This window comes from Microvirga sp., assembly GCF_014699075.1.
Classification (GTDB): Bacteria; Pseudomonadota; Alphaproteobacteria; order Rhizobiales; family Beijerinckiaceae; genus Microvirga.
Map to the genome: position 1 here is coordinate 85857 of NZ_JACXAB010000002.1, position 15507 is coordinate 101363.

Consider the following 15507-nt stretch of genomic DNA (forward strand, 5'->3'; position numbering starts at 1 on the left):
CTTCTCTTCCCGGCAATAGGGGGCGTCCAGAGAGATCTGGCGCCTCCTTTTTTATTGCCCGGACGTCGTTAGCGGAGTTGATCAGCGCCCGTCAGGATAAGGGCAGGGCCGAAGATGGGATCGGCGGAGGAGATGCCTTGCGCGGCATAAGCCGTATCCCGAACGGCGATGGCGACATTGTTAAGGGGCAGGTTCTTCAGTGCATGATCCTCGTCAACGATCATTTGCGCGGCCTGGCCCTCGTAGTGGTCGACACCGCTCACGAACTCGATTCCAGCTGCATTCAACGCAGCGCACGCTTCATCAAGGTTCCGGGGCGCGGCTTCCAAGGGCGTTCTCTCGCCGGTCGGCTGGATAAGGAAGCAGGGCATGGTCTTAAGGCTCCTATGGTTGCTGTCTATGGATTAGACCAGAGTGGACGGTTTAGCAATTTGCGAGATGAAGCACTTCTTTACCGCTTTAAAGCACGGTAACACGGGTTAGAATGCAGTGTGTTTCAAGAACCGAACTTTGCACGATTCGAGAATTTGGAGAGCGTGGATGTTGATGACGCCAGAAACGATGCAGGCCTTGGAAGTGAGGCGCAGCCGCCTGGTGCAGATGTTCGAAGGCTGCCTGAGCCGCCCCGATATGTATCGGATCTATGCCACACCGCTGTCACGACATCAGAAGAGTTCGGAGATACCGAAGCACTTCTCCCTTGGAGCACTGCCTGAAGCTGCAATCGAGGGAGGGATGAACTCCGACTTCATGGCTCTTGTGCACGTGGCGTCCTCCGAGGCGGAGGAACCGTCCGATATCCGCTGCCGCCGTCTTTGGAAGGATGTCCGAGATCGCGCCCATGAGGCCGTTCTGGCGCTGCGTCAGCGGATGCATGTCGAGAGGATGGTACGTCTCGGGAGCTCACGAATTCGCGTCCCGTCACAGGCTCAGCAGGCGAGTGGAGGGCCACAATGAAGGCCGATGCTGTTGCCAGTGAAGTGGGTGTCAGTGTCGTCGGATCACTGTTGAGCCGGGAGTTTGCTCCCTATCCGGTGACGAACCGTGTTGAGATCCAAACCCGTGTCGATGGGCGATTCATGATTGTGCTCTTCGGTGAGTACATCCCGCTGGAGACGTTGTTAGGCGGCCGGCTTGTGCTCACGCCATCACCCGGACGGGTGCGGATCTTTGTCCGCCACTACGTTGACGAGACGTACGACGAGGCAATCGTCCTGATCGCCGAGTGTCCCGATCCGAAGCCCGAACTCCTGGAGGTCTGCCGGGTACACGAGTTCCTCGATGTGCTGATCTACAACCAAACGAAAGATCCCCTCCAGTTCCAGAACCTCATTGCATGGGTCGACGAAGAATAGCCTACCCGGCGCGAGTAACCCCAATCACTCAGAAAGGCCTAATATGGATACCCTTGCTTTCAAGAATGAATCCTCCAACCGCTCGATCATCGTAGGGACCCGTACAGGCGGGCAGGGTAAAACCCTCGTATCGCAAGTTCTCCATCACCTGATCAGAGGAACAGGCGCTTCTCTAAGGGTTATGGCCGCCGACACAGCTGGCGAAGAGGGTAGCGCCACAAAGTCGAAACTCGGCCGCTTCCTCGAAGGTGAGGATACCGTCGAGGAATTGGGCATCGGCGTAAAGATCAACTCCATTCGCTCCGATGCAACGGCAGCACTTCAATACTGGGATCCTCTTGGCCGCGCGCTTGAGGGAGGGAACGTTCTTGTCGATGTGGGGGCGAATGTTCTTCCGTCTATCTGGAACTGGGCAGTCGAGATTGATGCCGGACGTGTTTTCGAAGAGGCGCCGCCGATCTGGCTTGTTATCCCCGTCACCGCACAGGCACAGAGCTTGGTTGATGCAGCGGATCTGATCCGGCTTGCTGAGAAGAACCGCAGTTACTTGCCAATCGCGCACTACTACGTCGTGTTCAATGAGCAGGAGGGGAAGTTCGCAACGCTGGAAGACACCGCCGAGTACCAGGACCTGATGAGCCTGCTGGAGGCGGAGAACACCACAAAGGTCAAACTCGAGCGCTGCAAGACCTCCGTTTGGTCGAAGATTCAGGGGAATTACATTTCCCTCACGGCGATGAGGAAGTTGGGTTTCCGGGAGTATGGCAGCCGTTTTGGGCTCAGTTCCTTCATGGCTTCTGCGGCCGAGAAAGATTTTACCGGCTGGCTCCTGGCAACCCAGGACGCATTCCTCGAGGCCAAGCTCATTCCGGCCCATGGTGGGAAGGCGTCGGCCAGCCAAGGTGAAGTCAGCGTATTTGCCTAGCGCCTCCATGGATCGAGGACACAAATTCTTCGACGATCTAGCTCGGGATCATCAGGAGGCAGCGACCCGGCATGAGCAGATGTGCAGGGAACGGGAACGATCCCTGCTTCATCTCCTAGAGCAGGCCGTGCTGGAGGGCGGGGGGCCACGAGTGGCGGCCGTCATCCAGGAACTGGCCGAGGAAGATCGGGAAATCTTAGTCGAGCGTTTTCCCGATCTCCTCTCTAGGCTGACCGCCACGACCGCGCGGGCCGCACCAGGTCCGGGATTGGATTTGGGAGCTGCATTCCGCGCAATCGAGATTATTCGACAAGCTCGGGATGCCGTCGAAGACCCAGGAACACCGGAACCCAATAGGTTCCCGATCAGTCTTCCCGATCTCGTCAAGCTGGCTCAGAAAGGCAGTATTACGGGGGCGAGAGGCTTGGTATCGGCCCGCGCCCGGGCGGCAGCCGAAAAGAGGGGACTTTTGGCCATCCTTGGGCTGCTGGTCCGAAGACAGCTGTGGTTTTGGTACATACGGTTAAAAAAAGGAGCCGGAACCTGTTGAAGGCTCCGGCTCTTCTCGTTCCGGTCAGTGAACGCCGCTCTCGCGACGCAGGAAGGGCGGAATCTCAAGGTTGTCCTGGCTGACGATCGTCACGTGATCCGCGATCTGCGCTGCAGGACCGAATGGATCTTCGTCGTCAAAGATGCTTGCGTCCGGCTGGCCCGACTGTGCGAAATTAGTGGCCGAGAGGCTTGAGGCCGTCTCAAGAACAACCACAGTTCCGTGATCGGCAGCGAGCAGCTCTGTCTCGGGAGACGTCATCTGCTCAAGGCGCTGATCGAGGGCGCCATGATAGCCACCCTCCCAGGCCTGGCGAAGCGGCCCCTCAACATAAGGGCAAGCGGTGAGGGGTTCACCGGCAAGTGCCGTCTGCGCACCTTCGGCACGCGCCTTCTGCATGAAAATCCCGTCAGGGGAGAAGGAGGGCGCCTCGTCCTGAGCAGGCGCAGTGGTTGAGCCGAGTTCTTCATCAGGGGAATTGAAATCGGCGACGTCGCTCGAGGTGTCAGAGGTAAGCTCGGCTGGGGCAGCCGACAGAGGAGCGTCCTCGGCCGGCGGAACGGCGGTGGGGATCTGAGCTTCCTTCGCAGAGACATCGCCCGTGGACACAACGGCATCCTGAACCGGAGAAGTGACGGAGCCGACCGAGTCAGCGGGAGCGTCAGCCGTCCCGCTGGTCTCCTCGGCAGTGCCCTCAACGCCAGCCTTGTGCCCCTTGAGGTAGGCTTCCTGGGCGGAAGGGCGCTTATACAGGTTCAGGTCCGGCTCCTGGCCGGCGATTCCGTCATCGTAACCCTTCTGATAGGCGCTGCGGGAACGGGGCTGGTCCTCCCCGTAGGGGTTGTTCGGGGCCGGGGTCGCCGAAACGCGAGCGGTGGATGAAGCCTCGCCAGTGATAGCGGTTGGTTGTGCGGAGGGGAGATCGGTTGTGGTGATCTCGATGTCGCCGATGAGCCCAAGGTCGACAAGCACCGTCACTCGCTTCTGGATGAGATCGTCGAAAGCCGGACGGGCGAGGCCAGTTGTGGTCGTCACGGAAAGCGCAAGCTCAGAATAGCTGTGCTCGGCGCTCGCCAGATTGCTTTGAGCCGCTGCAACCTCGCGCTGGAGGCGATCCAGATGCCTCTGGGCCAACAGGACGGCGATGTGAGACTGTTCACCCTGCGAGACAAGAGCCAGGATGTCTTTATTCATGTGTTACTCCCTAGTTTTGGGGATTGAGAGAATTCGCTACGTGCAGTGAGCTTAGGAAAGGGGATTTGCCTACGCCTGCTCCCGAGTTGAAACTCGCAGAAGAGCCAAAGCGCTTCAGGGGTTTGCTCTGGTCATATTCAGTTGAATTCAGGAGAAATCTTTTGAGTTTTGCCTCGCTACGGCCGGTGTAGAGTATGAGATCTCCGGCCTGCAACGTGCTGAAATGCGGACTGAGCCGTTGCCCGTAATTCGCGGAATTAGGCTTTAAGTAACCCGAATTAAGGAGTATGCCTAAGCTTAAGGCACTTACTTCGGATTCCACCATGCACAACAAGGGCCCGGAAGACGATTCCTGGAATTCGTGGATTGCCGCTGTCGTCGGCGCAGTAGCGGCCGGCATCGCTATCGGAATCTACCATGCCTGTGGAATTCTCACGAATAGAGGTCTCCGCCAGATAACCGGGGCGCTAGAGACCGATATGGTGATAGGTGCTGCCGGGGGTGCGTTCGCTTTTGGCGTGATTGCTGTTCTGCGGAACAGGTTTTGGCGACGGCGCTAGCAGGCTCTTTCGTGCCCTCCGTGGGACTCGGCCGGTTTGAAATCCTTTGGCTAAGAGCTTAAATGGCAAGGTTTCCGTTAGGGCTCCTCCATGAACACCGCGCTCGCGGCTAGTGCCGCTTTTCTCCTCTTCGTTGCCACCGCGAACGCACAGGGCGTGTCAGCGCCGGGCACAGAGAGCAGGATCCGCTATAAACCAGGGTGGGTGGAGGCAACCTGTGAGTTGCACAAACTGAATTTTGAAGAGGCAGAGAAGCGTAAGGACGAGAAGCGAGCGTTCTTCGACCAGCCCTATCCGGCGGAACTTGAAGGCTATGCCCCAAAGCCCTTCGAATATGCCGAGCATCTCCTGACGGGCGTCCCGTGTTTTGATGAACCTCCGGCCGAGTTGGACCTCCCAGCCGGGTTCCGATGCCGCCTGGATCGAATGATTTTTAGAGATCCCGAGAGCGGCAAGCAGTTGAAGGCAACCGGGGGGAATTTCGAATTTGTGTTCGTCTACCTCGATCCGACAGACGAGACGGTGGAGACCAAGCCTCGGCCACTGAAGGAGGGCAGCCCCAATGTCGTCGGCTGGGTTTCAGTGAGGGGGCAACTGGATGGGAAGTCGTATACGGTCGTCCGCCACTGGATGGATGGCAGTCCCGCCGAGGGGACAGCCTCCCGTGAGACGAACCCGCAGGATCCTGATGATGCCGTCCTTCCGGCGGGTGAGTTGCCGTTCGTAACTAAGGCAAACGCATCGATGTTCGTCATCGACCTCAAGAACGATATGCCGATCGTGAAGGAGCTGACAGGCGGCCCGCTGAAGGAATATCAGTTCATTCCACACGGGTGTCAGGGGTAGGGCAGGAGCCTGCCCTCCCGTTCTCAGATGACGAAGAAGTCCTTGTGCGTCAGGGCCAGACCCTTGGTGACTTGGGCAAATTCGACAGCAAGCTTGGAACCCGAGCCGTCACAGTCATAGGAGAGCACACCCGTCTTCTTGTTATAGACGATGTAGTCGTTCTTATCTTGCGCCCGGGATCCGACGACAAAGAACTCCTTCTTCAACTGGGCGGGCTTGGACCCGGTGCCGGATACAAGCTTGGTGAAGATGGCGTTGTCCAGATGAATGCGGTCGCTCTTCACGTTGTAGTCGACGATCTTGTCGAAGTTGAAGGACCTGTTCTCCGATGCCGAGGCAAGCACGGTATCAAACACGAAGATGTCTGACCCGGTGCCGCCCGTCAGTTTGTCGTTGCCGCTCTTCCCGTTGACCGTGTCGTTCCCGCGGAGCGCATCGATGGTGTCGTTGCCATCCGTGCCCTTGATCGTGTTCTTGGCGTTCGTGCCCTTTAGCACCTTGCCGGCCTCAGGCTTAGGCTGGGGTTCGGCTTTAGGCTCCGGCTCGCTTTTCGGCTGGAGCTGGACGGCGGGAGGCTGCGGCACGTCAAGCTGCTGCACTGGGGGCACATACCCGCCAAAGTCCGGGGGCGTCGTGTCGCCCGTGTGGTTGAACGACAGGGCGTAGAAGGAGGTCTGACCGTAACCCGTGCCCTGGGTCTCGTTCGTGCCCAGGTAGGTGCCTGCCTTGAAGTAGAGGGTGTCGGTTAGCCATGCGCTGTTGATGGCGTCCGAGGCGGTGTAGACCTTGCCGTCGACATAAAGCGTGACGACAATCTTCTCGGCAGTGGCGTTGATGCTGTAGGAGAATTTCTCGTTCAGCGAGACGCTTGGGGGCTTCCCGTCGACGTCCTTGAAATAGAACTTGGTTTCCTTGCCTGTCGCGCCCGCGATGTCGTTCACGAAGTACATGGTACCATTGTCCCAGTACAGGCGGGCGAGCTCGTCGCTTTTGCCGTGGATCTGGCCGACCACGACCTTGCCATGAGCACCGCTGAACAGGGTCGGCACCTCGTCGATCTCGAGCGTCGCCTTCATGAAGCCACCCGTCGCGATGCTCCAGGCTGCATTGCTGGTGCTGTTCATCTCGCGCAGCTCCGAGCGGGCGTACTTCGATCCGCTGGTGGTCGCGCCATCGACCGCGGCCCGGAAGACCATGGCGCCGTCGGATGCGGTGAAGTAGGAACTGCCATTCTGATAGCCGGCGAGGTTCTTTACCTCGTAAGCGGAGCCGCCAATGCCACCGGTGGAGTCCACGGGAAGGGTGATCTTCCAGTTCGTGAGGTCGAAGTTCCCGCTAGGAGCAGTTTGAGAATTAAGAGTCATGGTGACGCCGGATGCTGATTGAATTCAGATTACGGCATGAGCGTTTCGCGAGCCTGTCCTTCCCTTGAGTAAGGTTACTGGCGCACGGATGGGCGCTATCCACGTCGAGCAGTCCGTCCCAGTGGTCTAAATCTCAGATCCGATGCCCGGCAAAGAAAAAGCGCCTCTTAGAAGGCGCTTTTCAACGTGCGTTAGGCTCGGTTGAGGGAGAGAGCAGCGCGAATTAGCAGTTGCCGCTGCGGCCACCCTGCTTGCAACCTGCAGCGCGGCCGCCGCAGCGGGACCCGTCCTTCGCATAATCATACGAATTCGTGCAGGCATTCGCAGGGGTGAGGGACACGATAGGCGAGAAGATGAAAGCCGTTCCGAAGGCAAAGGCGAGGAGGAGTTTCATAAAGATTGAACCTGAAGGGCTGGAGTGAACGTGCGAAAGTGCCAGGAGAGACTAGCTGGCCAAGATCAGCATCTGCTTTGTCTCCGCCACAATCAAGCCACAATTTGGGTTGGGCAGGTGGAACTTTCTAGGCATGCAGGTTTCTATCAACATCCAGACGCGGATCGGATCCTCTCAATCCGGATGCCTTCTGAGGTTTGGACAACGCTCACCGTTGCCTCGCCATTGCACGGCTTTCGCCCACTTCGATAGCGGTACCGGACCTTCACCTGCATTGGACCTGCCTGGTCGGCCGACAGCAGCTTGAGTGGCTCGTCGAGGGAACCGTAGAACTTGGTCAGGGCTTGAGCTGTGAATGGGCCACTCTCCTGCTTCTCCGCAATCACTCGAGCCGACGCTCCTCGACCATCCCCTCGCTCGAGTGCTCCGTAGAATTCGCTCACCAGGCCCACAGCCGTTGCCGATCCGGACGCCGTCGGCTCAGAGGCCGAGGATCCCCGGTTCTCCGGTGGTGTCCATCCAGCAAGCATCTCGGCGGCAATGGCTGGGTAAAGTGCGGCATCGTTGCCAGAAAGTCGGACCTTCAGGAGGCGGACGGAAGGCTCGACGGCAGGATCTCCGATCAGGAACACGAGACCATGGGTAGTGAGGGATGAAACAGGTCCGTCGCCACCCGAGCCGAGCCCGTTGCGTCCGCTCGGAGTCGTATAGCTCACCACATCCTGAGCGAGATGCCGGACCTGGTCTGATGGCCAGGGTGCAAAGACATAGGCGGTCGCATCGTCCATGCCTTCATCCCTGACACCTTCGGCGAATGAGCGGGCCTGTGGGAAGACGCGTGCAGCGATCCGAGCGACGGCAAAGCGTCCTGAGGTCCCACCTTCCGAGAACTGTCGGACGATCTGCGGTCCCGTCCAGGGGTCGTCTAAGTTCGCAGGGGCGTCGGGAGGGGTGACGTATAGAGCGTCTCCGTCACTCCCTGACACGGCTCTGCAGGACCAGCCTCTTGGGGCGAGAACGCCGCCACGGCCCGATGGATTGGCTGTGTAATAGGCCAGTTTCTGAGCCGTTCCTCCGGGAATGAGGAGCCTTGCTGTTTTTGGAAGGGCAGGCGGCTCACGCAAGCCCATCTGTCCGTCCTGAGGACATCCTATGAGAGGCACTTCAGCACTGGTTAAGGAGGTTTGCGTCTGTGTGTCAGGAAGGGTTTGCTGGAACGCCTCCACCAACTCCATGGCAGTTTCGCCGGCACCTGCTGTGGATGCAAAAAGGGAGGCGGCGGCAATGGTGGATGCAATTCGGATCGATGATCTCACGGAACGCTCTTCAGCCTAGAGGCGATAAGGAACACGCTAGTCGAGATCGCGCACCCCGCCAATGAGGAGCGATTGGGGTTGCAGTGGGTGGGAACGAGACGAGGGACGGCTCTGGCGTAGCCGGGCCGAACCCCAAAGGCCTTTCGGGACGTAAGGAGCACCATTCTGGCAATGCGCGGTGAACCCAAAAAGAGAGCGCCCGCTTGATCAGCTGGGCGCTCTAAGATGCGACCTGTAGGGGCAAACAAACGGGTCGGTTGACATCTTCTAAGATGCGACACAGAATCTGTACAGTAGAGAGTTAATAACGAAGCCGTTATTCCCTTGCATGAGCCTGCGGCCTGCAAGCACATACCCCTTTTGGGTTAATCATTCGGAGATGTTACCCGACCCAACTACGGATTTCGCCCGTATCGACGTGGGTAAAATTCCTATATTTTCCAATTCCTCCTATGCCTATAGCTTTAGCATATTTGGCGATCGTCTCGGCCGGCACCTTGTTCACAACGATATCCGAGGCCTGCGAGTGCATATGGAGCGAGTTGATAGCTGAGCCCTCATCCCGGAGCATGTCGTTAGTCTTCTTGGTGCGGAAGCCAGAGGTGATAATGATAGGCTGTTCAAAACCGATGCGGTGCTGGATCGCCCAGAGTAGATGAAACAGCTTGGGATCCATTGCCATCGTGACCTTTTCTCGCCAGTCGCGCAGCATGTGGCAGAGTTGGGAGTAGGCCGGTTTGTCGTAAACGCCCTCTTTCCAGAAGACCGTCTTTATTTCCTCGTTGGTGTCGTAGTTGACCAGCCAGAGGCCGCGGTGCGCCGGCAGGCCTGCCTGAGTTAATGGGGCTTTTGCCGTCATCGAGGCAAGATCGGTGTTCTTCATATCGTTCGACAGTTGGGGCGCCTCCGCCGAGGGCTCGAACTGGAAGGAGGGCATCTCGAGGTGCTCGGGCCCGGCCAGAGGTGGGATCAACTGGGTGCCCACCGGGAAAGCGACCTGAGCGCGGGCAAGCGAGCTGTGACCCAAGCTGGCGGAAGCTGCGAGGCCAGCCAGCATTTGACGGCGACTAAGCATGGAACGTCCTGGTTTCATGATTCGAGAACTTCGGTTCCCGTTTTTGGTTGTTGAATTATTCCGGAAACTACCAGCGTTTTATTTCGGGTGCAATTAAGCCGCTGCAGCCATGGCCAAATCGTCACCAACGGCGCTGTGGATTTTCTCCTCATCACCATAGATGTCATTGGCAATCCTGAGCTTCGTATCGACGACGCTGCAGATGTAGGCGTCAATTGAGCCTTTGATGACCATGTACCAGACATTGACCGGCCTAGTTTGGCCGTGACGGTGGGCCCTATCTTCGGCCTGAAGGAGCGCAAATGCATCCCAATCGAGCTCACAGAAGAGAACTTCTGCCGCCCTAGTCATCGTTAACCCTGTCCCCGCGGCCTGAATGCCCGCGACGATGACGTCGATCTGGCCCGCTTGAAACTGGTCGATCAACTTTTGCCGCTTACGTGGGGTGTTGGCGCCTCCGTGGAGCTTTGCGACTTTAGGGCCGAAGGCCGAGATGACGTCGGCCAGCTGGTCGATGATCTCCTGGTGATGAGCAAAGACAAGGACAGGCTCGCCCTGCTCATACTTGGTTATCACCCATTCGGCCGCATAGGGGATCTTGAACGAAGCCGTGTTGCGCCTGAGCGCATTGAGCTTAGTCATGATCTTCTTTCTTTCGACTTTGTTCTCCGTGTTCCTGAAGGAGTCGAAAATCAGATTTTCTTCCTTGAGGATGTCCACGAGGGACGCATCCATGACGTCGAGCTCGATCGAACATCGCCTCTTGGGCGGGAGCCCTTTTTTAAGGCGCCGCAGCATAATGCTGCCCATGATGATACGTCCGAGGGTCTTTCGGCGCTCACGTCGCTCTTCATTGTCGGAGTCGAGATCGCCCAGGCCATACACCTTGGAGAACCGGCCGAAATCGTCAAAGGCCTGCGGCAACGCCAGATGCAACGGCGTAAACAGATCCTGCGGCCGGCGGGTGAGGGGCGTGCCTGACAGGAACAGGCCACCGGGCAGCTTGTAGCCCAGGTTCTGGATGATCGCCCTTGCCCGTTTGGCCTGCTGGTTCTTGAGCTTATGGAATTCGTCAAAAACCGCGTAGTCCCAAGGGTAGTCGAGGAGTTCGGGATTGTTGAGAACAGACTCGTACGAGGCCACGGTAACGCCAGGCCTGACCGGCGTCTTGGTCAGATTGGTGAACAGGTTGACGCCCGGCTGGTACGAAACCCACTCCCTGACGGCTTTGGCAAAGGAAGGCGTGACAGAAGCAAGGGTGAGGATCAGAACATATCGGGGGCGAAGGACATCGATGATGCCGAGGGCCTGCATCGTCTTCCCGTAGCCCATGTCGTCCGCCAAGATTGCCCACGGACGGGTGGTGGCAAAATTGATGCCGATGATCTGATCCGGGGTGTAGCTCTGCCCTTTTAACGGGGAAGGAACGGGAGGCGGGGTTCTGGCTTCCGCTGCAGCGGCATACTCCTCGGCGATGAGCGTCTGGATGGCGATCTCAGTTTCGTCGTCGCCCCATCTTCGGTACCGGGCCGCCGCGATCGGGTCAGTGGTGCTCCAGACCGTGGCATTGGCCGGGGTCCAGGCGTTATCGTTGGCCGCCTCAGCACGTGTCGTGAAGAAGCGTTTCCGCTTTTTGACGTATCGGAGCTCGATCTTCGGCGCCTTATCAGCTTCGGATTTTTTTCTGCGCGGGCTGTCGTCGGTGCACACGATCTCGCCAAGCAGCGTCGACAGGTCGATAGAGCCGATGTCGAGGAATTGCAGTTTGGACTCGATCGCAGTCAGCCCTAAGGCGAGGATGGGATCGGCAAGTGGAGCCAGTAGCCGTGCAGCGGCAAGGTTTCTAGTGGTAAACCGACCGTTGAAGTCCTGCCGTATCCCGGAACCGGTTCTGGCCTTAAGTCCATAGGGTTCAAGCGCCAATGCCATCTCCGCATCCGCATGGACAACAAGGCGGCCCTTCCGGGCATCAAAGGTCATCCAGGGGCGGCCGAAGGTCAGGCCCTTCTTTACGGCGCTGAGAAGCTTCAGATCGGCGAGGTCCCCGTCAATCTTGGTCCGAGCCTGGGGAGTGGCAAGCTTATAAAGACCCGCGGCTTTCAGTGCGGAGCCAGTGTACCAGAGGGAGCCGCTCTCACTGAACTGCCACCCAGTGTTCCGCGCCCAGGCGCGATGGCCGACCCCTCCGACGAAGATAAAAAGGTCGCGTTCCTTGATATAGTGGACGCAAGGCGCAGCGATTGGCTCCTCGAGGACATCGATCTGCGGGCACCGAACTTTCAACTTCTGCCGGTCAGCATCAGGGGCAAAGCCACAGAGTAGTCCAACCTCACGCAGGGTTGGTATGCGCCATGCCCCTCGCTGGGCATCGAACCGAAGGCCGAGCGCTTGAGCCAAAGGCGCGAAGCGGACGGACTTAAGAACCACGCGCCAGGCAGTAATGTCCTCTGGGTTTCCGTCGCACAGCAGAATGGCCCCGTAATTTTTACCGGTTTTCCACTCCGTCGCCGAGTAGAGGGCAGGCAGATCGTCCTGCGCTCCCAGCGCGTGCTGGATGGCGTCGCGGGTGACAGAATGCTGAATGTGGTCGAGGGCGGCTTGCGGCATGAAGGAAATGCGCCTTGCGGGCCAGAGGGGATCAGCCCGGCTGCAGAGTGAGATCAGCCAATTCGGCTGGGGATGATCCGATCGCGGTGGGAGCAAGCGTCTGGAGGAGTGGCTTTATCTCTCTCGCTTTTGCGGATCATGTATTATAGGTCGGATAAGCGTTTTAAAAATCGAATCGTTTTTGCATTCCGGAAAGGATCTCGTCATGCCGTCTCATACGATGCGGAGTAGCCGCAGGGATCGCCGCATGACCTTCTGGGGATTTTTGACAATGGTGGCCTTGGTCATTGGGCTCAGTGGGCCAACCGGGGTCACTAGCGCATATGCAGCGAATGAGCCTGCTCAGACACCGCAAACCGGAACAATGGAGTGGCTCACTCAGCAATTCGAGAAGAATAAGGACTGGTTTACAAGCCAAGGGAAGGATCTGACGGATTTCGCGTCTGGGTGGGCCAGCTGCCAGATGAGCGGAGCTGCTGATTGCTCGGTTGAAAAGGTGAAAGACCAGATCGCTGCGGACCGCCTGAAGGAGGGGATGGGTCTTGTCGGGAGCAAAGTTACTGAGGTCGTCAAGAAGCTGAACAACTCTTGCTGGTCTTGCGACACTTATGTGGCGATTTTCGGGGCCCTTATGGGCCTCGCCGGCGAGACATTCTCTTATTTTGTCGAAAGCCGAGAGATCATAGGTCTCGCGGTGGTGGTACTGTCGATAATCCTGGTAATCAAAATTTTCCTGATCATCAGCGCCCCTGCAGCCCAGGACTTCAACTCAGCCTACGGCGACGTATTCAAGTACATGGGGCGTGTGGCCGTAGTCTTCCTGGTGTTCCTTAACCCTTTGACGGCCTCAGCTTTGAAGTCCGGTGACAGCGAACATCCCGCAAAGGTTCTCTTCGTAGACGGGCCATTGATGCTCGGGACGGAGGTTGGGCGTCTTCTGGTGGAAGAGACGAGCGCCATCACCAAGGCGAAGATCCAGAACAAGACCTGCGCGGCACCTACGACCGGATCAGGGAGCCTGTCATCCTTTGCAACAGATCACCTAAAGACGGCCTGTAATCTTTTATGGTCGTTCCACTCGATGGGCGTGGCTGGTATCGCGTCTGGAACATGGCTGATGTTTGAGGCTCCCGTGAGCATGAACAATCCAAGCATTGGAGCTTTGATCTCAGTAATTCTGGCGGGGTTCGTGATGACCCTTGCCTTCCTGTGGTTCACGATCACCTTCGGCCTACGCTACCTGGACGCTCTTGTACGGGCAGGTCTAACGTTGGCGCTGCTACCCGTATTCCTGTTCTTCTGGGTGTTTGGATCAACCCGCAGCATCGCCCATGCGGGTCTGCGATCGATCCTGTATATGGGGGCCGTGTTCGCGGCCTCGGGCTTCGTCTTTGTGATCTGCAATGAGATCATGAACTATGGGTTTGCCAAGGCACTTGGTAGCAGCGTCTCGTCGAATGCCAGTGAGGCATTCATGAATTCTATGGGCGGTGGCGGCTTCAACTGGTTCATCGGAACGGGCGCAGGCTCCAATGGCGGCGAAGCCAATTGGCTGTCGTTTTTCTATCTGATGGGGGCTTGGGGCTTAGCGACCAAAGCGGCCACGATCGTATTCCAGCTGGCTGGTGAACTGGTCGAGTTCCAGGGCGGTCTGTCGGGCGCCGGTCAGGAAGCTGAGAAGGATCTCGACGACAAGGCCCAGATGGGTAAGTCGGTGGCCGGTAAAGGGCTCAGCATGGGCGGCTCCGCCGTCATGGGCGCTGCTGGCCGACTGATCAGGTAAGAGGCGATCATGCGGGACTGGATCCTCGATACTCAGACAGGCGATCTGGCCATGTGCCGGGATCAACCGGCTGGCGCCTCCTACTACATCAAGAAGAGCGGCCCGGACCTTTCCCTGACGATCGAACTTCGTCGTCAGGGTGTCGCTCCGGCCCGACTGACGATCCTGCCTTTTGGCCACTTCGGGGTTGCTGTTGAAGCAGCCCTTCTTTGGCGGACGGAGATGATGGGGGTCGAGCCGATCTCTGTCAGCGATGCCGACCTGCGGATTACCAGGGGTCGGGTGAGAAAGCCGGATGCCCAGCATGTAATCCGCCTGGCGAACCGGATGACGCCTCGCTTTGCCAGTGACCTGATCGTGCGCGCCTTTACGGCGGCCGAGATGGGCAAGGACGTCACCGCAACCGCAAAGCGGTTCTCCGACCAATACCGCAAGGATAAGGTTGATACCGGACTGTCGTCGGGGTACCGGGTGCAGCAGGACATCTTTCGTGAGGACCGGCCCGCTCCGGTGCAGCCTAAAGTCCCTGAGGCTCCACCTAAAACGACTGACGCTCCAGCCACGCGTCCGGCTTCTGATAGGGCTAAAGCCGAGCCCGTTCTGAAAGACGCTCCCAAGCCCGTGTTCCGGGCACAGCCACCCATCCCGATCCATGAGGTCGTGCACGAACGGGCATCGATCGGCGTGATCTACAAGCTTGATGTTCGATCTGGGGACGGCGGGCAAACGCGACAGGAGGAGAAGGGCTCACTCCTGTCGCGGTTTTTGATTGGCCGAAAGAAATAGAACCGGCGATTTTAGTTTTTCCTGACGAGAACCGGCTCGCGGACCGTGGTGCGTTTGACCGTCCGCTGTCTCGTCACGGGAGCCTGGTAACATTGGCCAAACATCCAGCAGTAATCAGTGTATGGACCTGACTGCACATAGATAGCGTGATTTTCAAGTTGCACCCGGTCGGCGCAGGCGGACAGGGTTAGAGAGGCAAGGACAATAGCGGCGGCAGTCAGAAGACGGGGCATGGGGAGGGGTGATCCTGAGTTAGTGAGTGGAGCTTCCGATCAGCGCTTGTTGCGCCGGACTTCTTCATCAATGAACGGTCTCATGCTGCAGCCGGCAGCAGCCGCGATCATGACAAGGCGCTGCATGGTTTCGTGGCGGTAGATCGTCTCGATGAGAGCTTCGGCCGCTGGCTGCGCCTTATTGTGTGTCGGTGAGAGGCTCAGATACAGCTTCAAGGCGTCCTGGCACTCCGCCTCATCAACAGCCCGGGCCGGAACCTTGGTTTGGCTGTCGCTCGCACCCGGAGCCTGAGCGACTTTCGGAGCGCTCTGGAAGAATGCTGCGACCTCCACGCTGGAGGCATCATTGGCGAAGGTCGTCAGCGCGAGGACCAGAAGTGAGGCGTAGAGGCCTCGACGTGATTTGCGTTTAGGAAAAACAGTCATTGGAATCCTGCTCTCAATGTTGTCCCCGATTTAACAGGCGGTATAATACTCGCACAAGCAAGCAGCGCGAATTATAGTTCGAATTGTGAACGG

At 58.2% G+C, this 15507-nt stretch carries 14 protein-coding genes; 7 read left to right on the plus strand and 7 right to left on the minus strand.

Annotated elements, in window-relative coordinates:
- Nucleotides 1-68: 68 nt before the first annotated feature.
- A complete protein-coding gene (locus IC232_RS03470) occupies nt 69-371 on the minus strand; it encodes a hypothetical protein (protein ID WP_190843524.1) in 303 nt (100 codons plus the stop codon).
- Between the two features lie 169 nt (nt 372-540).
- Here IC232_RS03470 and IC232_RS03475 point away from each other — a divergent pair, with 169 nt between their 5' ends.
- The 4 genes from IC232_RS03475 to IC232_RS03490 all read left to right on the plus strand — a co-directional run bounded on the left by IC232_RS03475 (nt 541) and on the right by IC232_RS03490 (nt 2830).
- Nucleotides 541-957 (plus strand): hypothetical protein, encoded by a 417-nt coding sequence (locus IC232_RS03475; protein WP_190843525.1) that lies wholly within the window; start codon nt 541-543, stop codon nt 955-957.
- Nucleotides 954-1355 carry a hypothetical protein gene (locus IC232_RS03480; protein ID WP_190843526.1) on the plus strand — a complete coding sequence of 134 codons (402 nt, stop codon included), beginning with the start codon at nt 954-956 and terminating at the stop codon, nt 1353-1355. Before IC232_RS03475 ends, IC232_RS03480 begins: the two co-directional genes overlap by 4 nt.
- A 43-nt stretch (nt 1356-1398) precedes the next feature.
- Nucleotides 1399-2280, plus strand: a complete 882-nt coding sequence (locus IC232_RS03485; RefSeq protein ID WP_190843527.1) for a hypothetical protein — start codon at nt 1399-1401, stop codon at nt 2278-2280.
- Nucleotides 2281-2431: 151 nt separating this feature from the next.
- On the plus strand, nt 2432-2830 hold the full coding sequence (locus IC232_RS03490; RefSeq protein WP_190843528.1) for a hypothetical protein: 399 nt from the start codon (nt 2432-2434) through the stop codon (nt 2828-2830).
- Nucleotides 2831-2854: 24 nt separating this feature from the next.
- On the opposite strand, the gene IC232_RS03495 is transcribed toward IC232_RS03490, so the two are convergent.
- Nucleotides 2855-4024 carry an Rmf/CrpP family protein gene (locus IC232_RS03495; RefSeq protein ID WP_190843529.1) on the minus strand — a complete coding sequence of 390 codons (1170 nt, stop codon included), beginning with the start codon at nt 4022-4024 and terminating at the stop codon, nt 2855-2857.
- A gap of 650 nt (nt 4025-4674) precedes the next feature.
- Between IC232_RS03495 and IC232_RS03500 the strand changes: the two genes are divergently transcribed.
- Nucleotides 4675-5430, plus strand: coding sequence for a hypothetical protein (locus tag IC232_RS03500; RefSeq protein ID WP_190843530.1), 756 nt, complete (start codon nt 4675-4677; stop codon nt 5428-5430).
- 23 nt (nt 5431-5453) lie between these two features.
- Here IC232_RS03500 and IC232_RS03505 read toward each other — a convergent pair whose 3' ends face one another.
- From IC232_RS03505 to IC232_RS03520, 4 genes are all read right to left on the minus strand, one after another.
- Nucleotides 5454-6794 carry a polysaccharide lyase family 7 protein gene (locus IC232_RS03505; protein WP_190843531.1) on the minus strand — a complete coding sequence of 447 codons (1341 nt, stop codon included), beginning with the start codon at nt 6792-6794 and terminating at the stop codon, nt 5454-5456.
- A gap of 540 nt (nt 6795-7334) precedes the next feature.
- Complete coding sequence (locus tag IC232_RS03510; protein ID WP_190843532.1) at nt 7335-7976, minus strand: hypothetical protein; 642 nt, start codon at nt 7974-7976, stop codon at nt 7335-7337.
- 910 nt (nt 7977-8886) lie between these two features.
- Nucleotides 8887-9579 (minus strand): YcbK family protein, encoded by a 693-nt coding sequence (locus IC232_RS03515; RefSeq protein ID WP_190843533.1) that lies wholly within the window; start codon nt 9577-9579, stop codon nt 8887-8889.
- A 93-nt stretch (nt 9580-9672) separates the two neighbouring features.
- Nucleotides 9673-12186 (minus strand): DEAD/DEAH box helicase, encoded by a 2514-nt coding sequence (locus IC232_RS03520; protein ID WP_190843534.1) that lies wholly within the window; start codon nt 12184-12186, stop codon nt 9673-9675.
- Between the two features lie 247 nt (nt 12187-12433).
- Here IC232_RS03520 and IC232_RS03525 point away from each other — a divergent pair, with 247 nt between their 5' ends.
- Both IC232_RS03525 and IC232_RS03530 read left to right on the plus strand, forming a co-directional pair.
- Nucleotides 12434-13969, plus strand: a complete 1536-nt coding sequence (locus IC232_RS03525) for a hypothetical protein (protein WP_190843535.1) — start codon at nt 12434-12436, stop codon at nt 13967-13969.
- Nucleotides 13970-13978: 9 nt separating this feature from the next.
- The gene (locus tag IC232_RS03530; protein WP_190843536.1) at nt 13979-14755 is read left to right on the plus strand and encodes a hypothetical protein; all 777 of its coding nucleotides are present in this window, start codon (nt 13979-13981) and stop codon (nt 14753-14755) included.
- A 272-nt stretch (nt 14756-15027) separates the two neighbouring features.
- Here the strand turns inward: IC232_RS03530 and IC232_RS03535 are convergent, their stop codons facing one another.
- The gene (locus tag IC232_RS03535) at nt 15028-15414 is read right to left on the minus strand and encodes a hypothetical protein (protein WP_190843537.1); all 387 of its coding nucleotides are present in this window, start codon (nt 15412-15414) and stop codon (nt 15028-15030) included.
- Nucleotides 15415-15507: the final 93 nt, after the last annotated feature.